The 18618-nt window shown below is 72.0% G+C and carries 19 protein-coding genes and 1 riboswitch; of the genes, 10 read left to right on the top strand and 9 right to left on the bottom strand.

Annotated features, from left to right (window positions below):
- Positions 1-260: 260 nt before the first annotated feature.
- The 3 genes from ACIF8S_RS13300 to thrC all read right to left on the bottom strand — a co-directional run bounded on the left by ACIF8S_RS13300 (position 261) and on the right by thrC (position 2576).
- Complete coding sequence (locus ACIF8S_RS13300) at positions 261-464, bottom strand: cold-shock protein (protein ID WP_004986573.1); 204 nt, start codon at positions 462-464, stop codon at positions 261-263.
- Positions 465-894: 430 nt separating this feature from the next.
- Positions 895-1170, bottom strand: a complete 276-nt coding sequence (locus ACIF8S_RS13295) for a MoaD/ThiS family protein (protein ID WP_399999169.1) — start codon at positions 1168-1170, stop codon at positions 895-897.
- A gap of 116 nt (positions 1171-1286) precedes the next feature.
- Entirely contained in the window at positions 1287-2576 is a 1290-nt protein-coding gene (gene thrC, locus ACIF8S_RS13290; RefSeq protein ID WP_399999168.1) for a threonine synthase, read from the bottom strand.
- Positions 2577-2593: 17 nt separating this feature from the next.
- A riboswitch (SAM riboswitch) is annotated at positions 2594-2741 on the bottom strand.
- A gap of 135 nt (positions 2742-2876) precedes the next feature.
- Here thrC and ACIF8S_RS13285 point away from each other — a divergent pair.
- The 3 genes from ACIF8S_RS13285 (at position 2877) to otsB (ending at position 6199) form a co-directional block, all read left to right on the top strand.
- The gene (locus ACIF8S_RS13285) at positions 2877-3845 is read left to right on the top strand and encodes a glucosyl-3-phosphoglycerate synthase (protein WP_399999167.1); all 969 of its coding nucleotides are present in this window, start codon (positions 2877-2879) and stop codon (positions 3843-3845) included.
- 71 nt (positions 3846-3916) lie between these two features.
- Entirely contained in the window at positions 3917-5308 is a 1392-nt protein-coding gene (locus ACIF8S_RS13280) for a trehalose-6-phosphate synthase (RefSeq protein WP_399999166.1), read from the top strand.
- Between the two features lie 30 nt (positions 5309-5338).
- Entirely contained in the window at positions 5339-6199 is an 861-nt protein-coding gene (gene otsB / locus ACIF8S_RS13275; RefSeq protein ID WP_399999165.1) for a trehalose-phosphatase, read from the top strand.
- Between the two features lie 58 nt (positions 6200-6257).
- On the opposite strand, the gene ACIF8S_RS13270 is transcribed toward otsB, so the two are convergent.
- Positions 6258-6494, bottom strand: coding sequence for a DUF3263 domain-containing protein (locus ACIF8S_RS13270; RefSeq protein WP_399999164.1), 237 nt, complete (start codon positions 6492-6494; stop codon positions 6258-6260).
- A 9-nt stretch (positions 6495-6503) separates the two neighbouring features.
- Complete coding sequence (locus ACIF8S_RS13265) at positions 6504-7736, bottom strand: extracellular solute-binding protein (RefSeq protein WP_399999162.1); 1233 nt, start codon at positions 7734-7736, stop codon at positions 6504-6506.
- Positions 7737-7886: 150 nt separating this feature from the next.
- Here ACIF8S_RS13265 and ACIF8S_RS13260 point away from each other — a divergent pair, with 150 nt between their 5' ends.
- From ACIF8S_RS13260 to ACIF8S_RS13250, 3 genes are all read left to right on the top strand, one after another.
- On the top strand, positions 7887-8852 hold the full coding sequence (locus ACIF8S_RS13260; protein ID WP_399999161.1) for an ROK family protein: 966 nt from the start codon (positions 7887-7889) through the stop codon (positions 8850-8852).
- Complete coding sequence (gene nagA / locus ACIF8S_RS13255; protein WP_399999159.1) at positions 8852-10015, top strand: N-acetylglucosamine-6-phosphate deacetylase; 1164 nt, start codon at positions 8852-8854, stop codon at positions 10013-10015. Before ACIF8S_RS13260 ends, nagA begins: the two co-directional genes overlap by 1 nt.
- Before the next feature lie 119 nt (positions 10016-10134).
- Positions 10135-11064, top strand: a complete 930-nt coding sequence (locus ACIF8S_RS13250; protein ID WP_399999158.1) for a 1-phosphofructokinase family hexose kinase — start codon at positions 10135-10137, stop codon at positions 11062-11064.
- 14 nt (positions 11065-11078) lie between these two features.
- Here ACIF8S_RS13250 and ACIF8S_RS13245 read toward each other — a convergent pair whose 3' ends face one another.
- The gene (locus ACIF8S_RS13245) at positions 11079-12005 is read right to left on the bottom strand and encodes a carbohydrate-binding protein (protein ID WP_399999157.1); all 927 of its coding nucleotides are present in this window, start codon (positions 12003-12005) and stop codon (positions 11079-11081) included.
- A 114-nt stretch (positions 12006-12119) separates the two neighbouring features.
- Positions 12120-13802: a diguanylate cyclase CdgB gene (gene cdgB / locus ACIF8S_RS13240; RefSeq protein ID WP_349798928.1), complete on the bottom strand. Its 1683-nt coding sequence runs from the start codon at positions 13800-13802 to the stop codon at positions 12120-12122.
- A 316-nt stretch (positions 13803-14118) separates the two neighbouring features.
- Here cdgB and ACIF8S_RS13235 point away from each other — a divergent pair, with 316 nt between their 5' ends.
- Positions 14119-14703, top strand: coding sequence for a flavin reductase family protein (locus ACIF8S_RS13235; RefSeq protein WP_399999156.1), 585 nt, complete (start codon positions 14119-14121; stop codon positions 14701-14703).
- A gap of 53 nt (positions 14704-14756) precedes the next feature.
- Positions 14757-15224 (top strand): GNAT family N-acetyltransferase, encoded by a 468-nt coding sequence (locus ACIF8S_RS13230; RefSeq protein WP_399999154.1) that lies wholly within the window; start codon positions 14757-14759, stop codon positions 15222-15224.
- A gap of 127 nt (positions 15225-15351) precedes the next feature.
- Here the strand turns inward: ACIF8S_RS13230 and arfB are convergent, their stop codons facing one another.
- On the bottom strand, positions 15352-15777 hold the full coding sequence (gene arfB / locus ACIF8S_RS13225) for an alternative ribosome rescue aminoacyl-tRNA hydrolase ArfB (protein ID WP_399220054.1): 426 nt from the start codon (positions 15775-15777) through the stop codon (positions 15352-15354).
- A gap of 160 nt (positions 15778-15937) precedes the next feature.
- Here arfB and ACIF8S_RS13220 point away from each other — a divergent pair, with 160 nt between their 5' ends.
- Together ACIF8S_RS13220 and ACIF8S_RS13215 are read left to right on the top strand one after the other, a co-directional pair.
- The gene (locus ACIF8S_RS13220; protein ID WP_033276109.1) at positions 15938-16513 is read left to right on the top strand and encodes a TerD family protein; all 576 of its coding nucleotides are present in this window, start codon (positions 15938-15940) and stop codon (positions 16511-16513) included.
- A 94-nt stretch (positions 16514-16607) separates the two neighbouring features.
- Positions 16608-17168, top strand: coding sequence for a GNAT family N-acetyltransferase (locus ACIF8S_RS13215; RefSeq protein ID WP_399999153.1), 561 nt, complete (start codon positions 16608-16610; stop codon positions 17166-17168).
- Here ACIF8S_RS13215 and ACIF8S_RS13210 read toward each other — a convergent pair.
- Positions 17165-18577, bottom strand: a complete 1413-nt coding sequence (locus tag ACIF8S_RS13210; RefSeq protein WP_399999151.1) for a M1 family metallopeptidase — start codon at positions 18575-18577, stop codon at positions 17165-17167. The genes ACIF8S_RS13215 and ACIF8S_RS13210 overlap by 4 nt on opposite strands.
- Between the last annotated feature and the right edge of the window lie 41 nt (positions 18578-18618).

Raw genomic sequence — 18618 nt, 5'->3', positions numbered from 1 at the left:
TCACTCTCACCTTCAGAGTGCTAACGCCAATGATTAGCACTCGACCCCCGAGAGTGCAAGGCGCGCTCGCGGAGCGGCGGCAAGTTCGAGAGGCTCCCCAGAGGCCTACGAGCCAGTGGCGCCAAGGGCTCACGTCCGCGCTCAGCCTCGGGCGAACACGGCGCGCGCGGCGCGTGCGCCTAGGGCATGACGAAGGGCCCGCACCCCGAGAGGTGCGGGCCCTTCGCCGGCAGAAGATGTGCGTGCGGCTGGTAGCGCGTTCAGGCGGTGACGCGAACCATGTCGGCCTGCGGGCCCTTCTGACCCTGCGAGATCTCGAACTCGACCCGCTGGCCCTCTTCAAGGGTGCGGTAGCCGTCCATCTGGATGGCGCTGTAGTGGACGAAAACATCCGCACCACCGTCGACCGCGATGAAGCCGTACCCCTTCTCCGCGTTGAACCACTTGACGGTGCCCTGAGCCATGCCTAACTCCCCTATTACTGGCCCTTGCACAGATCCACACTTCGCGGACCCGGGTCAGACCTCACCCCCCAACGGTTGGGGGCGTGCGCCGGAACGCGTCGACCGCGGCTGAATGTATCTGTCCAACTGCCGTCTGCAACAGGTCAATCGGACGAGAAATCTGGACGCCACCGGTCCGGAATGTGACAAGAATTCGCCAGAATTCAGGGCAAGTCGGGCCGGGCGAAGGAGACAAAAGCCGCGAAAGGAGCCCGCACTTTGGCTACATCCAGTCGGGTCAGCGGCAGGAATTCAGGGTTCTCGATCAATGGATCGGGAGCGCGTTCCCCAACTCTACCGCGCTCAATCCCATGGAATTGCCCCCTCCGCATCTCTCACGGAAGGGGCAATGCCACAAACGCTCGGTAACCGTCATTACCGAAGGTAATGATCAACCTCCGGCGACCGCCGGGATGATCGAGACGCCGGCCCCGTCCGGGGTGGCCGTTTCGAGGCCCTGCTCGAACCGCACGTCGTCGTCGTTCACGTAGACGTTGACGAACCGGCGCAGCTTGCCCTGGTCGTCCAGGACCCGGGCGGCGATGCCGGTGTGGTTCTTCTCGAGGTCCTGGATGACCTCGCCGAGGGTCCCGCCCTCGGCGGCGACCTCGGCCTTGCCACCGGTGTAGGTACGCAGAATGGTAGGGATACGGACGGTAACGCTCACTTTGAACCTCCGGTCAGGTGACAACCCCAGGGGCGCGGGGCTGTGTTCGACGTGCGGCTGCCGCCGCGCGGGCGCGACCGGCCCCCACCGGCCCGCGGACGATGACGAAACGGCTCTCAGACGAGCCCGGCCTCACGGAACGACTCCAGGCTGGGCCGAATCGTCGCCGTCAGCCCGGTCCCGGCCACCGCGTCCAGCGTCTTGAGCCCGTCCCCGGTGTTCAGCACCACCGTGGTGAGGGACGGATCCAGCGCCCCGCTCTCGATCAGCTTCTTCGTCACGCCGACCGTGACCCCGCCCGCGGTCTCCGCGAAGATCCCCTCGGTGCGCGCCAGCAGCTTGATCGCGTCGACGACCTGCTCGTCGGTGACGTCCTCCACCGCGCCGCCGGTGCGCCGGGCGATGTCGAGCACGTACGGGCCGTCCGCCGGGTTGCCGATGGCCAGCGACTTGGCGATGGTGTCCGGCTTCTGCGGCCGGACCACGTCGTGCCCCGCCTTGTACGCCGTGGACACCGGCGAGCAGCCCTCGGCCTGGGCACCGAAGATCTTGTACGGCCGGTCCTCGACGAGCCCGAGCCTGATCAGCTCCTGCAGCCCCTTGTCGATCTTCGTGAGCTGCGAGCCGGAGGCGATCGGCACCACGATCTGGTCCGGGAGCCGCCACCCGAGCTGCTCACAGACCTCGTACGCGAGGGTCTTGGAGCCCTCGGCGTAGTACGGCCGCAGGTTGACGTTGACGAAGCCCCAGCCCTCGCCGGCCGGGTCGCCGATCAGCTCGGAGCAGAAACGGTTCACGTCGTCGTAGTTGCCCTCGATGCCGACGAGCTCGCCGCCGTAGACGGCGGCCATGACGATCTTGCCCTGCTCCAGGTCGTGCGGGATGAACACGCAGGAGCGGAAGCCCGCCCGGGCGGCGGCGGCGCCGACCGCGCCGGCCAGGTTGCCGGTGGAGGAGCAGGAGAGCGTGGTGAAGCCGAAGGCGCGCGCGGCCTCCAGGGCCTGGGCGACGACGCGGTCCTTGAAGGAGTGCGTGGGGTTGCCGGAGTCGTCCTTGACGTGGAGACCGCCGGTGACGCCCAGCTCGCGGGCCAGGTTGTCGGCCCGGACCAGCTTGGTCCAGCCCGGGTTCAGGTTGGGCTTGGTCGCCACGTCCGCGGGGACGGGCAGCAGCGGCGCGTAGCGCCAGATGTTCGCGGGACCCGCCTCGATGCGCTTGCGGAGCTCTTCGGTGTCGTAACCCGAGAAGTCGTAGGCGATCTCCAGCGGGCCGAAACACTCCTCGCAGGCGAAGACCGGACCGAGGGGCACGCGGTGGCCGCACTCGCGACAGGACAGCGCGGCGGCGGGGCCGAGGTCGACGGTGTTCGCGGAGTCGGTGGTGCTTGCAAAAGTCTGCACAGCCATGGAGGCGAGGCCCTTTCTCCTCATCTTCCTCACGACGCACTTCGCCGTGAGACGGATTTGGCACCTTCCCTAGCCGGGAGCCTCGCCACGTCCGCGTGACAGGAACCGACTGGAGGGTTGCCGGGGCTTCATCGGGCCGTGTCCCTCTGCCCCTCTGGATGAGCGGTGTTCAGTTGTGCGCCGTGCACCCCGGGATGCGGGGCCCTTCGGCGTTGTTCAAGACTGTAACCGAAGGCCCGGACGGCGGCGGGAGCCGTCCGAACCCCGAGATGGATCACCGGCCAGTGAGGAGCCCGGACCGTGCTGGAAGAAGTCGAGCGCTGGCTGATCGAGCGCTCCTGGTCGGTGGCCGACCGTCCCCTGCACCGGATCCTGGCGGCGAAACGGGCCTCGGGGCAGACGGTGAGCGTGGTGCTGCCCGCGCTCGACGAGGAGGCCACGGTCGGCGAGATCGTCTCCGTCATCCGGCACGACCTGGTGCTCCAGGTGCCGCTGGTCGACGAGGTGGTGGTGATCGACTCCGGCTCCACCGACCGCACCGCCGAGGAGGCCGCGGCGGCCGGCGCGCGGGTGGTGCACCGGGACGCGATCCTGCCCCGCATACCGGCCGTGCCCGGCAAGGGCGAGGTGCTGTGGCGGTCGCTGCTGGTCACCCGCGGCGACATCGTGTGCTTCGTCGACGCCGACCTGAGGGACTTCTCCTCCGACTTCGTCACCGGCATCGTCGGCCCGCTTCTCACCGACCCCGGCGTCCAGCTGGTCAAGGCCATGTACGACCGGCCGATGACGACGGCCGACGGGAGCACCACCGGCGCGGGCGCCGGGCAGGGCGGCCGGGTCACGGAGCTGATGGCCCGCCCGCTGCTCAACATGCACTGGCCGCAGCTCGCCGGGTTCGTGCAGCCGCTGGGCGGCGAGTACGCGGCCCGCCGCGGCCTTCTGGAACAGCTCCCGTTCCCCGTCGGGTACGGCGTGGAGCTGGGCATGCTCGTCGACGCCCTGCACCTGGTCGGCCTGGACGCACTGGCCCAGGTCGACGTGGGCGTGCGCAAGCACCGGCACCAGGACGGGCAGGCGCTCGGCCGGATGGCCGCCGCGATCTACCGCACCGCTCAGCTGCGGCTGGCCCGCGCGCATCTGCTGCGGCCGTCGCTGACCCAGTTCGAGCGGGCCGGGGACGCCTTCGAGCCCCGCACGTACTCGGTGGACACGGAGGAACGGCCGCCGATGACGGAGATCGAGGAGTACCAGGCGCGCCGGGTGGCCTGACCCGGCCGCCGCCGGCCGGTGTGACGCACCGGCACGTTTGAGGCCCGGGGGGCCGGGCTAGGTTGAGGCGTATGGCTTCAAGCTTCGGTGCAGCTCAGGTGCTGGTCGCCTCCAACCGGGGGCCGGTGTCGTACGAGGTGGCGGACGACGGTTCGCTGCGGGCCAAGCGGGGTGGCGGCGGACTGGTGTCCGGCCTCTCCGCGATCGGTCCTGAGGCGGGTGCGCTGTGGGTGTGCTCGGCGCTGTCCGACGGCGACCGCGAGGCCGTGCGGCGCGGGGTGGGCGAGGACGGCGTGCGGATGCTGGACGTCCCGGCGGACGTGCACGCTGACGCGTACAACGGCATCGCGAACTCGGTGCTGTGGTTCGTGCACCACATGCTGTACCAGACCCCGCTGGAGCCCGTGTTCGACGCGGAGTTCCGCCGGCAGTGGGCCTCCTACGAGACCTACAACCGGGCGTTCGCCGAGGCGCTGGCGCAGGAGGCGGCCGAGGGCGCGGCGGTGCTGGTGCAGGACTACCACCTCACGCTGGTCCCCGGGATGCTCCGCGAACTCCGCCCCGACCTGCGCATCAGCCACTTCTCGCACACCCCGTGGGCGCCGCCCGAGTATTTCGCGTTGCTGCCCGGTGACATCGCGCGCCAGGTGCTGCGCGGGATGCTCGGCGCCGACCGGCTCGGCTTCCTCACCCGCCGCTGGGCGGACGCGTTCACCGCGTGCTGCGAGCGCTTCGCGGACGGGCTCGGCGACACCCGGATCGGGGTGCACGGCCTGGGCGCCGACGCGGACTTCCTGCGCGCCCGCTCCCACGAGGCGGACGTGGCCGAGCGGATGGCCGCGCTGAAGGAGGAGATCGGCGAGGGGCGCCGGACGATCGTCCGGGTGGACCGCACCGAGCTGTCCAAGAACATCGTGCGCGGCCTGCTGGCGTACCGGCAGCTGCTGGACGGCCGCCCCGAGTGGCGCGAGCGCGTCGTGCACGTCGCCTTCGCCTACCCCTCCCGGCAGGACCTCGCCGTCTACCGCGACTACACCGCCGAGGTGCAGCGGCTCGCCGACGAGATCAACGAGCGGTACGGCACCCCGGGCTGGCGTCCGGTCGTGCTGCACGTCAAGGACGACTTCGCGCGCTCGCTGGCCGCCTACCGGCTGGCCGACGTCGCCCTGGTCAACCCCATCCGCGACGGCATGAACCTGGTCGCCAAGGAGGTCCCGGTGGTCTCCGACACGGGCTGCGCGCTGGTGCTGTCCCGGGAGGCGGGCGCCCACGAGGAGCTGGGCGACGACGCGATCACCGTCAACCCGTACGACGTCGTGGAGACCGCCGAGGCGCTGCACGAGGCCCTGTCGATGCGCCCGGAGGACCGCACCGAGCGCGGCAAGCGCCTGGCCGCGGCGGCGACCGCGCTGCCCCCGGCCCGCTGGTTCCTGGACCAGCTGGAGGCGCTGCGCGAGGCGTGACACGGGGCATGCGTGGATAGGTTGGGGCACATGGCCAGTCACACGGATTCCACCGACCCCGGAGCCCTGCCGACGCCCGCCGCACAGGCCGGGCGGGATGGGCTGGACGCGCTGCTCGCCCGTCCCGGCAAGGCACTGATCGGGCTCGACTTCGACGGGACCCTCGCACCGATCGTCGCCGATCCGGAGCAGGCCCGCGCGCACCCGGACGCGGTGCCCGCGCTCGCAGCGCTCGCCCCGAAGGTCGCGGCGGTCGCGGTCGTCACCGGCCGCCCGCCGGGCGTCGCCGTGCGCCACGGAGGCTTCGCGGGCGTGTCCGGTCTGGAGCACCTGGTGGTGCTCGGTCACTACGGCGCCGAGCGCTGGGACGCCGCCACCGGCACGGTCACCGCGCCCGCCCCGCACCCGGGCGTCGCCGCCGCCCGCGCGGAGCTGCCGGGGCTGCTGGACCGGGCGGGTGCCTGGCAGGGCACCTGGATCGAGGAGAAAGGGCGGGCGGTGGCCGTCCACACCCGCAGGGCCGCCGATCCGCAGGCCGCGTTCGAGGCGTTGCGCGAGCCGCTGGCCGACCTGGCGACCCGGCACGGGCTCGTCGTCGAGCCGGGTCGGATGGTCCTGGAGCTGCGGCCGCCGGGCATGGACAAGGGGGTCGCGCTGCTGGAGTACGCGCGGGAGATCAGGGCGGAGGCGGTGCTCTACGCCGGTGACGACCTGGGTGACCTGGCGGCCTTCACCGCCGTCGACAAGCTGCGGGCGTCCGGGACGCCGGGGGTGCTGGTGTGCAGCGGCAGCGAGGAGGTCACGGAGCTCCGCGAACGGGCCGACCTGGTGGTCGACGGCCCGTCGGGGGTGGTCAGGCTGCTGCGGTCACTGGCTGACCGGCTCGCCTGAGCGGTTTCGCCCCCGCCGCCCCTTCCCGTCCCGTCCCCGGGGCTCCGCCCCGGGACGGTCACCGCTCGGCGCGTCGGGCGTCCCGGATGCGCCGCAGGCGGTTCACCGTCACGGGGTCGTGGGCCAGGGCCCGCGGATCGTCCAGCAGGGCGTTCAGCAGCTGGTAGTACCGCACCGGCGCCAACCCCAGCTCCTCCCGGATCACCCGCTCCTTCGCCCCCGGCGACACGGCCCCCCGCCGCTCCAGCGCGAGCACATCCCGCTCGAGGCGCCCCAGCTCCTCACCGTCACCCATGGCGGCAGGCTACCCCGCGTTCTCCGTCCGCACGGCCGTCGCCTGAAGCCCGCCCAGCACGCCCGCCGGGCTGCCGTTCGGCTCCACGGCCTTGCCGATCTGCTTCTTGACCCCGGCGTTCACGGCCGCCCAGGACGTCTTGCCCACCGGGTACAGCTCCGAGAGCGGCAACTGGTCGATGAACGGCTTGAGTTCCTTGTCCTGCCCGGACGAGGACATCGCCCGCGACGCGGAGTTGGTGACCGGCATCAGGTCGTACTCACGGGAGAAGGCGACCACGTTCCGCTCGCTGTAGACGTAGTCGAGGAAGTCCCCGATCTCGTCGCGGTGCCCGTTCTTCTCGAACGCCGTCATCCAGTCGGTGACACCGAGCGTGGAGGACGTCACGCCGTCGGCCCCCGGCGTCGGCACCATGCCGTACTTCACGCCCTTCTTCTCGGCCATCTCCATCAGTGAGGGATGCCCGTTGAGCATGCCGACGTCACCGGCGGCGAACGCCTCGAACGCCTTGGCCCGGTTCAGCTTGCCCGGCGCGACGGGCCCGGTGAGGCCCTTGCCGACCAGTTCGTCCCGCAGCCAGCTGAAGGTCTCGACGTTCTCGGTGGAGTCGATGCCGTAGGTGCCGCCGACGTCGGTGTAGCCGCCGTCGTTGCTGAGCATCCACTGCATGGTCTCGGCCTGCGCCTCCTCCGGGCCGAGCGGCAGCGCGTAGGGGTACGTCACCCCGCGCGCCTTGAGTGCCTCGGCGCACTCGGCCAGCTCGTCCCAGGTCGTCGGCGGGGTGAGCCCGGCCTCCTGGAACAGCTCCTTGTTGTAGAACAGCAGCCGCGTGGACGCGGCGAACGGCATGCCGTACTGCACGCTGTTCACCTCGCCCGCGGTGGAGAGCTGCGGGAGGAAGTCCGCCTGGACGGGGATGGAGAGCAGGTCACCGGCCTGGTAGAGCAGGCCCTGGGAGGCGTAGTCGGCGTACGCGCCGATCTGGGCCATGTCCGGCGGGTCGCCGGCGTCGACCATCTCCTTGACCTTGCGGTCGACGTCGTTCCACGAGTAGACGCTGACGTCGACGGTCACGCCCGGGTGGTCGGACTCGTAGCGGTCGACCAGGCCGGCCCAGTACTTCTTGGAGCTGTCCGCCGCGCCGTTGCCGTAGTCGGCGGCGACCAGGGTGAGGGTCACGTCGGAGGATTCGCCGCCGACCCCGCATCCGCCGAGGACCGCTGCCAGTCCCAGCGCGGACACCGCCGCGATCGTCCTTGTCCTGACCCGCCGCTGCACGTGCTCTCCCCTGCCCGGCGCCGAGCGCCGTCCGTCGTTCCGATAATCGGAATAAGGTCTACACCACGTGAGTGGACTAGACCTCTTGCGGGTCGGCGGGCCACACTGTTCCCCGTGAAACATGTCATCGCCCTCGACGTGGGCGGCACCGGGATGAAGGCCGCCCTGGTCGGGGCGGACGGCGAGCTGCTGTACCAGGCCCGCCGCCCCACCGGCCGTGAGCGCGGCCCGGACGCCGTCGTCGAGGGCATCCTCGGCTTCGCGGCGGACCTCCGCGCCCACGGCATCCGCGAACTCGGCGAACCGGCGTCGGCCGCCGGGGTCGCCGTCCCCGGCATCGTCGACGAGGCGGAGGGCATCGCCGCGTTCGCGGCGAACCTCGGCTGGCGGGACGTCCCGCTGCGCGCCCTGCTCACCGAACGGCTCGGCGGCATCCCCGTGGCGCTCGGCCACGACGTGCGCACCGGCGGCCTGGCCGAAGGCCGGATCGGGGCCGGGCGCGGCGCCGACCGTTTCCTGTTCGTCCCGCTCGGCACCGGCATCGCGGGCGCCATCGGCATCGACGGCCGGGTCGAGGCGGGGGCGCACGGCTTCGCGGGCGAGATCGGCCACATCGTCGTACGGCCCGGCGGCACCGCGTGTCCCTGCGGTCAGCGCGGCTGTCTGGAGCGGTTCGCGTCCGCGTCGGCCGTGAGCCAGGCGTGGGCGGCGGCCTGCGGCGACCCGGACGCGGACGCGGCGGACTGCGCCAAGGCCGTGGAGTCGGGGGACGCCCGGGCGGTGCGGGTGTGGCAGGACGCGGTGGACGCCCTCGCCGACGGGCTGGTCACCGCGCTCACCCTGCTGGACCCCCGCACGCTGATCATCGGTGGCGGGCTGGCCGAGGCGGGGGAAACCTTGTTCACACCGCTGCGGGAGGCCGTCCGACGGCGGGTCACCTTCCAGAAGCTCCCGTCCCTGGTCCCCGCGGCTCTCGGGGACACCGCCGGATGCCTGGGCGCGGGGCTTCTCGCCTGGGACCTGATCGAGACCACCGATCCCTCGATCGAGACCACTGATCCCTCGGAGGTAACCACCTGATGGCCCCCACCAAGGTTCTCACCGGTGCCCGGGTGGTCCTGCCCACCGGGACCGTGGACGGCGCAAGCGTGACCGTCGAGGGCACGCGCATCGCGGCCACGGCCCCCGGCCCGACACCGGCGGGAGGCACGGCCGAGACGGTCGACCTGAGCGGTCACTGGCTGGTCCCCGGCTTCGTCGACCTCCACAACCACGGCGGCGGCGGGGCGTCCTTCGCCGGCGGCGACGCCGAGGACGTCCTCCAGGGCGTGCGCACCCACCGCCTGCACGGCACCACCACCCTGGTCGCCTCCGCCGTCACCGGCGACCTGGACTTCCTCGCCCGGCACGCCGGGATGCTGGCGGAGCTGGCCCAGCAGGGCGACATCGCCGGCATCCACTTCGAGGGGCCGTTCATCTCCCCGTGCCGCAAGGGCGCGCACGACGAGAGCCTGCTGCGCGCCCCCGACCCGGCCGAGGTCCGCAAGCTGATCGACGCGGCCCACGGCCACGCCCGGATGATGACCCTGGCCACCGAGCTCCCGGGCGGCCTGGACTCCGTACGGCTGCTCGTCGAGCACGGAGTGATCGCGGCCGTGGGCCACACCGACGCCACCTACGAGCAGACCCTGGCGGCCGTCGACGCGGGCGCGAGCGTCGCCACCCACCTGTTCAACGCGATGCCGCCGCTCGGCCACCGCGCCCCCGGCCCGATCACCGCGCTGCTGGAGGACGAGCGGGTCACCGTCGAGCTGATCAACGACGGCACCCACCTGCACCCGGCCGCGCTGCAGCTGGCCTTCCACCACGCGGGCCGCGAGCGGGTCGCCTTCATCACCGACGCGATGGACGCGGCCGGCTTCGGCGACGGCCGCTACATGCTCGGCCCGCTGGAGGTCGAGGTCGCGGACGGAGTGGCGCGCCTGGTCGAGGGCAACTCGATCGCCGGCTCCACGCTCACCCTGGACCGCGCCTTCAAGCGGGCGGTGACGGTGGACAAGCTGCCCGTGGAGGACGTCGTCGCGGCGATCTCCGCCAACCCGGCGCGGCTGCTGGAACTGGACGACCGCATCGGCTCGCTGGAGCCCGGCAAGGACGCCGACCTGGTCGTCCTGGACGACGCCTTCGACCTGGTGGGCGTGATGCGCCGGGGAGAATGGGTGGTCGCTCCCCAACTGGCCTGATCCGTCCCCAGGATCGGCACAGGGTGGCCGGTCCTGGGGGTGGGCCGACCGCCTTCCTTTTGGCATGATCGTGTCGCCAGGGGCCCACGGAAGGCAGGCAAGAGGGGGAGGTCGGCCCGGTGATTCTCACGGTCACGCTGAACACCGCTCTCGACGTCACCTATCGCGTCCCGTCCCTGCGGGCGGGCGCCTCGCACCGGGTGTCCGAGGTGCTGGAACGCCCCGGCGGCAAGGGCGTCAACGTGGCGCGGGTGCTGGCCGCGCTCGGCCACGAGGTGACCGTCACCGGCTTCTCCGGCGGCCTGACGGGACGTGTCCTGCGGGACCGGCTCACCGAGGTCCCGCACCTGACGGACGCCCTGGTCCCGGTCGCCGGCACCACCCGGCGCACGGTGACCCTGGTCGACCAGCGCACGGGCGCCACCACCCACGTCAACGAGCCCGGCCCGGACATCACCCACGCCGAGTGGTCCGCCTTCCAGGAGGTCTACGAGGACCTGCTGGCGTCCGCCTCCGCGGTGGCCCTGTGCGGCAGCCTGCCCCCGGGCGTCCCGGTGGGCGCGTACGCGGGGCTGGTCCGCAGGGCCCGCGCGGCCCGGGTCCCGGTGCTGCTCGACACCAGCGGTGCGGCGCTGCGCCGCGGCGTGGCCGGCCGGCCCGACATCATCAAACCGAACGCCGAGGAACTCGCCGAACTGACCGGGTTCCACGAGCCGTTGCGCGCCACCCAGGACGCCCGCCGGCGCGGGGCCCGCGCGGTCGTCGCCTCACTGGGCGCGGAGGGCCTGCTCGCGGTGACCCCGGAGGGCCACTGGCGCGCGACCCCTCCGGCCCGCCTGGCCGGCAACCCGACCGGCGCGGGCGACTCGGCCGTCGCGGGCCTGCTGTCGGCACTGACGGACCACCGCCCCTGGCCCGACCGCCTGACCCACGCCACGGCCCTCTCGGCGGCCACGGTCCTCTCCCCGGTCGCCGGGGAGTTCGACACTGCGGTCTACGAACAGTTCCTGACCACGGTCACCGTCACGGGCGTGGCCACGGCGGCCTGAGGGGCGTACTCCCTCTACTCCGGCTCCGCGAGCCAGAACTGGTCGAGGACGGCGTTGCACTTGTTGCCGTCGTTGCAGGCCAGTTCGATGGTGTTGGTGCCCTCGTTGAGGTTCACGCTGGCCCAGGTGTTCTGCCAGCCCTTGTCCCACTCACCCTTGGGACTCTTGGCGAAGTTCTTCATGTTCAGCGGGCGGCTCTCGGCCTTGCCGTTGACCACGACGGTCGCGTCGGCGTCCTCACCGGGGATGCCGTACTGCACGTAGAAGCGGTAGCTGCCGGCCTTGACGCCGCTGACGGTCCATGTGACCTTCGCACCGACCTTGTTGAAGCCGGTGACGTAGACGCCGCCGTCGGCCTTCGCGCCCTCGAACTCCGACGCGACGGTCGCCCCGCCGTCGAGGCGCAGGGCCTTGGCGTCGATGGTGGGCAGCTTCACCTCGTCCTCGCCCTTGTCGTCCTCCGAGGACGAAGGGCTCGGGTTGCCGGTGTCCTGGGTCGCGGTCGGGGTGGGGCCCGCCTCGTTGCCGCCCTTGTCGTCGTCGTCACCGCTGATCATGGCCACGCCGATGCCGATCACGACCGCGGCGACCACGGCGATCGCGCCGATCAGCAGCCCCTTGGTGTTCGGGCCGCGGCCCCGGCCGCCCCCGCCGTGCGACGGCTGCGGGGAGTGCGCGGTGGTCGCGCCGCCCGGCAGCGTCTCCGGGGCGGCGTAGTGGGTGTTCGGCTGGCCGTAGGCGCCCTGCTGGGGCGGTGCCTGCGGGGCGGGGCCCGGCTGGCCGTACTGGCGGGTCCCGACCGGCCGCACCCGGTTGACCGAGTTCGGGTAGCCGTAGCCCCCGGACGGCGGCTGGGCTCCGTTGGCCTGCCCGTCGGCGTACAGGTAGCCGAACGGGTCGTCGTCCTCGGGCGTGCTCGCGCCGTTGTTGCCGGGCGTCATCCCCTGTGCTCCTAGCTGCGGATCGGGTGCGTACGTGTGCGGAGAAGGCGAGCCTACCCGGTCTCCCTGACCCGAAAGGGTGATGCGGACCGCATCAATCGGCCGACCTGCACGTCAGCCGGCGCGCCGGTGCTGTTTGGGACGAGATCGTTTCTCGACGTACATCCGTTCGTCGGCCGATTTCAACACTTCGTCGGCCGTCATCCCGCAGTGGGCCCATCCGATGCCGAAGCTGGCCCCGACCCGGACGGCCCGCCCCTCGGCCCGGATGGGCTGGATGATCTCGTTGCGCAGCCGGACCGCGAGGTCCTGTGCGTCGGCCCGGCCGAGGCCGTCGGCGAGGATGACGAATTCGTCACCTCCGAGCCGGGCCACGGTGTCGCCGTCCCGCACGCCGTTGCTGAGCCGGCGGGCGACCTCGATGAGCACCGCGTCGCCCGCGTTGTGCCCGAAGCGGTCGTTGATCGACTTGAAGCCGTCGAGGTCGCAGAAGAGCACCGCGAGCCCCTTGGTGCCGTCGTCGGCGTCCGAAGCGGGCGCGACGGTGTGCACATGGTGGTCGTAGCCGTCGTAGTCGTCGCTGCCGGGCGGGAAGTCGAAGTCGTGCCCCCGGTCGAAGGCGGGCGGGCCGTAGGCGTCGTGGGAGTCGAAGGACTCGTAGGGCTCCATGGAGTCCACGGCGGCGGGCAGCGTCTGCGGCTGCTGCCGGCACAGCCGGGAGGAGAGCCGGGCGCGCAGTTCAGCGGAGTTCGGCAGTCCGGTGAGCGAGTCGTGGGAGGCGCGGTGGGCGAGCTGGAGCTCGCGACGCTTGCGCTCCTCGATGTCCTCGACGTGGGTGAGCAGGAAGCGCGGTCCGTCGGCGGCGTCGGCGACCACGGAGTTGCGCAGGGAGACCCAGACGTAGCTGCCGTCGCGGCGGCACAGCCGCAGCTCCGCCCGGCCGCCCTCGGCGGAGGTGCGCAGCAGGGTGCCTATGTCCTCGGGGTGGACCAGGTCGGAGAAGGAGTAGCGGCGCATCGCGGAGGCGGGCCGGCCCAGCAGACGGCACAGGGCGTCGTTGGTGCGCAGGATGCGGCCGTGCTGGTCGCCGCCCATCTCGGCGATGGCCATGCCGGAGGGGGCGTACTCGAAGGCCTGCCGGAAGCTCTCCTCGCTGGCCCGCAGCGCCTGCTGCTCACGCTCCAGGCGGACCAGGGCGCGCTGCATGTTGGAGCGCAGCCGGGCGTTGCTGATGGCGATGGCGGCCTGGAAGGCGTACATCGTCAGGGCCTCGCGGCCCCAGGCGCCGGGCCTGCGGCCGTTGCGCGGGCGGTCGACGGAGAGCACGCCGATCAGCTCGCCGGAGGTGCCGCCGCCCTGCGGCCCGGGCGCGTACATGGGGGCGAAGAGGCGGTCGGCGGGGTGCCACTCGTCCTCGAAGCGCGGAGCGGGGCCGTCGGTGTACCACTGCGGGACGTCGTCGTCGTCGAGGACCCAGCCCTCGGTGTGCGGTATGAAGATCAGGTCGCCCCAGCGCTCGCCCATGGTGAGCCGGCGCTCCCAGGAGTCCCGCGAGCCGACGCGGCCGGTGATGAGGGCCTCGGCGGCCGCGTTCCCGGCGAGGGCGGCGACCACGAGATCGCCGTCGGGACGTACGAGATTGACGCAGGCCAGCTCGTACCCGAGGGCGCCCACGACGCCGTCGGCGACCGTCTGCAACGTGTCCGCCAGGCTGCGGGCCGTGTTCATGTCGGCCATGGCGCGGTGGAGTTGTCGCAGGGATGCCAGACGGACGTAGGGTTCCGACTCGGTCTCCATCCTCGCCCTCCCCCCGAGACCTCGCAGCGCATCAAGGGTCATCTTCGGCGTATCGTCGCAGCAGCTTCCCCGCCACTGAATCACAGCGCGCTGCTCACCCGGTACACAGGGTCAACAATTATCGCCCCTTGTGACTCAAGTCACAGCTAAACGTGAACAATTGCGTGGTCTACGCGCGGTATCCCGACCCATATCCGCGACGCGGATTGTGTGGTGATTGTGCATGATTCGTGCCCGGATCGGCCGCTGGTCCTAGGTCCCGGTTCGGGCCAGGGTCCGATGCGGTGCCCGTGAAGCGGAGATTAGCGTTCCCGGTGTGCTGAACACTCCCGCCGCCTCCGTCCCGATCACCGTTCCGTCCACCGCCCTGCATGCTGAAGGGGTGAGCAACGACGAGTTCCGTGCCGCCATGTCCCGTCTGGCCGCCGGAGTGGTCCTGGTGACCGCCGTGGAGCCGCCGCTGGACCCGGACGACCCCGGGGCACCGGCCGGCGAGGACGTCGGCATGACCGCAACCGCCTTCCTGTCGGTCTCCCTGGACCCGCCGCTGGTGCTGGTCAGCCTGCGCGAGGGCTCCCGCATGGACGAGCTGCTCGAGGAGCAGCCGCTGTGGGCGGTGTCCGTGCTGTCCGAGAGCCAGCGCCACATCGCGGGGCGTTTCTCGATGAAGGGCCGGGTCAGCGACCGTCTGCTGTTCGCGGACATCCCCTACCGGCGCGGCGAGTACACCGGGGCCCCCCTGGTGGGCGGCGCGCTGGCGACGCTGGAGTGCCGTACCGAACAGCGGGTGCGGGCCGGTGACCACACGCTGGTGATCGGCCGCGTGATGACGGCCGCCGTGCCGAGCGCGGAGGGCGGCCCGCTCGCCTACTTCCGGGGCCGTTACCGCCAGTTGGGCTGAGCGTTCCCGAAATCCCTTTTACCGCCGCCGTTGTCCCCGCCTACCCTCCCCGCATGACGACCACCAGGGCCCCGCGCCTCGAAGAGCTCACACCGGCGAACCTCGAGGCCGCCCTCGCCCTGCGGGTCCGCCCGGAGCAGGAGTTCGCCGTCGACCCGGTGGCCCACTCCCTCGCCGAGGCGTACGTCCGTCCCGACCGGGCGTGGCCCCGCCTGATCGTCGACGACGGCCGCGTGGTGGGCTTCGTGATGGCGTTCCTCGACATCGACTGGCGCGACGACGGCACCGACATCCGCTCCGGCCTGTGGCGCCTGAACATCGCGGCGGACGAACAGGGCAAGGGCTACGGCCGCTTCGCGGTGGACGCGGTGGCCGAGGAACTACGCCGCCGCGGCACGAAGACCCTTCACGTCACCTGGCACCCCGGCGAGCACGGCCCGGAGAACTTCTACCTCACCCTGGGCTTCGAGAAGACGACCGAGACGGTCAACGAGGAGCACGTAGGAGTCCTACGTCTGTAAGAACACCCAACCCCCGCCCACCCGCAGAAACCCACGGGCGGACACCACCCCAGGGGGCGCGGGGAACTGCGCGCCAAGCCCCCACCGGCCCGCGGGTGAAGAACAACGGTATGGCCCGCCCCCCCTTTCACCAGTCCCGCGCGGAGCGCCCCCGCTTGGTCTCCGACCGCCGCTTCTTCTCCCTGAGCCGCCGCTCGTTGATCCCCCGCGGCACCCGCGTGGCCCTCCGCGGCCGGGGCGGCGGCGCCGTGGCCTCCGCCAGCAACGCGGCCAGCCGCACCGCCGCCGCCTCCCGGTTCCGCCACTGCGACCGGTGCTCCGACGCCCGTACGGTGACCACCCCGTCGTGCAGCCGCCCCGCCAGCCGTTCCAGCGCCCGCTGCTTCCACACCTCGGGCAGCGCCTCGGTCCGGGCGAGGTCGAACCGCAGTTCGACCTGCGTGTCGCTGGTGTTGACGTGCTGCCCGCCCGGCCCTGACGACCTGGAGAAACGCCACATGAGCTCGGCCTCGGGCAGGGAGACGGAGCCGCGTACGACATAGGGACCGGACATGACATACAGGTTCCCGCGCCCGCACCGGCCACGTCACCCGAATATCCGCAGTCGGGTAAAGAAAGTAAAGAGACCCGGAACCTCGCGCACCCCCTCCGGCGTTCAAGGTGGTAGCTGTAGCTTCATAGCCGTACGTACACGAGGGAAGGGACTCCCAACAATGGCTGTAAGCCTGTCCAAGGGTGGCAACGTCTCGCTCACCAAGGAGGCTCCGGGCCTGACCGCCGTCACCGTGGGCCTCGGCTGGGACGTCCGCACCACCACGGGAACGGACTTCGACCTCGACGCGTCGGCGATCGCGGTCAACACGCAGGGCAAGGTCTACTCCGACGCCCACTTCGTCTTCTTCAACAACAAGCAGACGCCGGACAACACCATCGTCCACACCGGTGACAACCGCACCGGTGAGGGCGAGGGCGACGACGAGGCGATCAACGTCAACCTGGCGGCCCTCCCGGCCGACGTCGACAAGATCGTCTTCCCGGTCTCGATCTACGACGCCGAGAACCGCAGCCAGAACTTCGGCCAGGTGCGCAACGCGTACATCCGTATCGTCAACCAGGCCGGCGGCGCCGAGATCGCGCGCTACGACCTGTCGGAGGACGCCGCCACCGAGACCGCCATGGTCTTCGGCGAGCTCTACCGCAACGGCGCGGAGTGGAAGTTCCGTGCCGTCGGCCAGGGCTACGCCTCGGGCCTCGTGGGCATCGCCCAGGACTTCGGCGTGAACGTCTGACGGTCGCCCCGCGACCGGCCCGACGGAGCCCCCGCCCGCGTTCGCCGGGCGGGGGCTCCGCCGTGCCCGCCCCGCCACGCGCTACGTTGCCCCCGTGTTCCTCGACCCCCTGCGCCCGTCCCCGGACGGTGACCTCCCCGGCCCCGTGCTGACGGAGATCACCGCCCTGTACGCCTCCAACCACGCGTTCCACGCCCTCAGCGGCGACTTCCCCGACCCGTACGACATCCGGCCCGAGCAGGTGGCGGCCGAGCTCGCCCGGGAACTGGCCGACCCGCACACGGAAGTCCTGTTGGCCCGCGGCGAGGGACTCCTCGTCGGGATCGCCGTCACCCTCGCGGTCCACCCCGACCCCGCCGACCCCGATCCGTGGATCGGTCTGCTGATGGTGGATGCGAGCCTGCACGGCCGGGGCCACGGCCGCCGCCTCGCGGAGCTCGTCGAGGACCGCCTGCGCGCGGCCGGCCGTACCGCCGTACGCCTCGCCGTGCTGGACGACAACACCACGGGCCTCGCCTTCTGGACCGCCCTCGGCTACACGGCGGTCGACCACCGCCGGGACCACCGCCTCGGCCGCCCGTGCACGGTCCTGCGCAAACCGCTCACCGCCCCCGCCACGGCACCGGACCCCGCCTCCGCCCCGGGCCCGGCCTAGGACGCGTCCGCCGGCCGCCCGCTCCCGTACAGCCACTCCTCCCAGACCCGGGAGAAGTCCTTGTCCGGCACCGACTCCTCGACGTACCGCGTGAAGTCGCCGGTGTCCGCGTTGCCGTGCCGGTGCTCCGCCGCCCAGCCGCGCAGCAGCCGGCCGAAGGCGTCGTCACCGGCGGTCCTGCGGACCATGTGCAGGACCATCGCGCCCCGCCAGTAGACGGGGGTGGCGGAGACGTGTGCCGCGTCCGGCGGGTCGGCGGGCGGGAAGGACCACAGCGCCGCGTTGGTCCCCGCGTCCGGGAAGTACGAGCCGGCGTACAGGCGGTCGAAGGTGCGCTGCGCGCTGTCGCCGCCGTGGTCCTCCTCCCACAGCCACTGCGCGTACGTCGCGAAGCCCTCGTTGAGCCACATGTCCCGCCAGGTCGCCGGGGTGACGGAGTCGCCGTACCACTGGTGGGCGATCTCGTGGACCAGCAGGGCCGTGTCGGGGGCGCCGGGGAAGACGGGACGGTTCTGCGTCTCCAGCGCGTACCCGGCGTCCCCGGGGCGTTCGACGACGGCACCCGTGGAGGAGAACGGGTACGGCCCGAACCGCCGCTGCCCCCACTCCACGACCTCCGGGAGCAGGTCCACGGCCGCGCGGCCCGCCTCCGCCTGACGGGGGTCGACGGCCGTGAACACCGGCAGCCCGCCGGGCGTCTCGCCGCGGTGGACGTCGTACCGGCCGATCGCCACCATCGCCAGGTAGCTCGCCATCGGTTCGGCGGTGCGCCAGCGGAACGTCGTGCGGCCGTCCTTCGTCTCCTCACCGGCCGGCTCCCCGTTGGACACCGCCCGCAGTCCCTCGGGGACGGTGACGGCGAGGGCGTAGGTGGCCTTGTCGGAGGGGTGGTGGTTGCCCGGGAACCAGGCCATCGAGCCCACCGGCTGGCCCAGCGCCAGCGCCCCGTCGGCGGTGGGCAGCCAGCCCTCCTCGGAGCCGTCGGGGTCGGTGACGGTCTCGGGCGTGCCGGAGTAGTGGACGACGACCCGGAAGCGGGCGTCCCGGTCGAGTGCGTCACGCGGCCGGACGGTCAGTTCCTGGCCCTCGCGGCTCCAGCGGGCGGCGGTGCCGTCGACGGTGACGGTGTCGACGTCGAGGCCCTGGAGGTCGAGGTTCAGCGCGGTGAGGTCCTCGGTGGCCCGGGCGTCGATCGCGGCGGTTCCGGTGAGGCGGCGGCCGCCGGGGGCGTAGGCGACGTCGAGGTCGTAGTGGGTGACGTCGTAGCCGCCGTTGCCCGCCTCGGGGAAGTACGGGTCGCCGGCACCGGAGCCACCGGCCCCCTCGGGCTCGGAGCCGCTCCCGCACGCGGTCAGGGCCACCGCGAGCAGGGCGGCGGCGACGCTGCGGCGGGGGTGGGCGGTGCGCACGTCGGGATCCTATGGCGGGCGGGGCGCCGGACCGTGACACC

Source organism: Streptomyces sp. NPDC085937 (genome assembly GCF_044540535.1).
In the GTDB taxonomy this organism is placed as follows: domain Bacteria; phylum Actinomycetota; class Actinomycetes; order Streptomycetales; family Streptomycetaceae; genus Streptomyces.
This window is presented reverse-complemented; position numbering and strand designations above follow the sequence as displayed.

What these genes read in the sequence shown, in the direction of transcription:
- ACIF8S_RS13300 (WP_004986573.1), bottom strand. Translation starts at nt 464, where the DNA reads ATGGCTCAGGGCACCGTCAAGTGGTTCAACGCGGAGAAGGGGTACGGC.
- thrC (WP_399999168.1), bottom strand. Translation starts at nt 2,576, where the DNA reads ATGGCTGTGCAGACTTTTGCAAGCACCACCGACTCCGCGAACACCGTC.
- ACIF8S_RS13280 (WP_399999166.1), top strand. Translation starts at nt 3,917, where the DNA reads ATGGCTTCAAGCTTCGGTGCAGCTCAGGTGCTGGTCGCCTCCAACCGG.
- otsB (WP_399999165.1), top strand. Translation starts at nt 5,339, where the DNA reads ATGGCCAGTCACACGGATTCCACCGACCCCGGAGCCCTGCCGACGCCC.
- ACIF8S_RS13270 (WP_399999164.1), bottom strand. Translation starts at nt 6,494, where the DNA reads ATGGGTGACGGTGAGGAGCTGGGGCGCCTCGAGCGGGATGTGCTCGCG.
- nagA (WP_399999159.1), top strand. Translation starts at nt 8,852, where the DNA reads ATGGCCCCCACCAAGGTTCTCACCGGTGCCCGGGTGGTCCTGCCCACC.
- ACIF8S_RS13245 (WP_399999157.1), bottom strand. Translation starts at nt 12,005, where the DNA reads ATGACGCCCGGCAACAACGGCGCGAGCACGCCCGAGGACGACGACCCG.
- cdgB (WP_349798928.1), bottom strand. Translation starts at nt 13,802, where the DNA reads ATGGAGACCGAGTCGGAACCCTACGTCCGTCTGGCATCCCTGCGACAA.
- ACIF8S_RS13230 (WP_399999154.1), top strand. Translation starts at nt 14,757, where the DNA reads ATGACGACCACCAGGGCCCCGCGCCTCGAAGAGCTCACACCGGCGAAC.
- arfB (WP_399220054.1), bottom strand. Translation starts at nt 15,777, where the DNA reads ATGTCCGGTCCCTATGTCGTACGCGGCTCCGTCTCCCTGCCCGAGGCC.
- ACIF8S_RS13220 (WP_033276109.1), top strand. Translation starts at nt 15,938, where the DNA reads ATGGCTGTAAGCCTGTCCAAGGGTGGCAACGTCTCGCTCACCAAGGAG.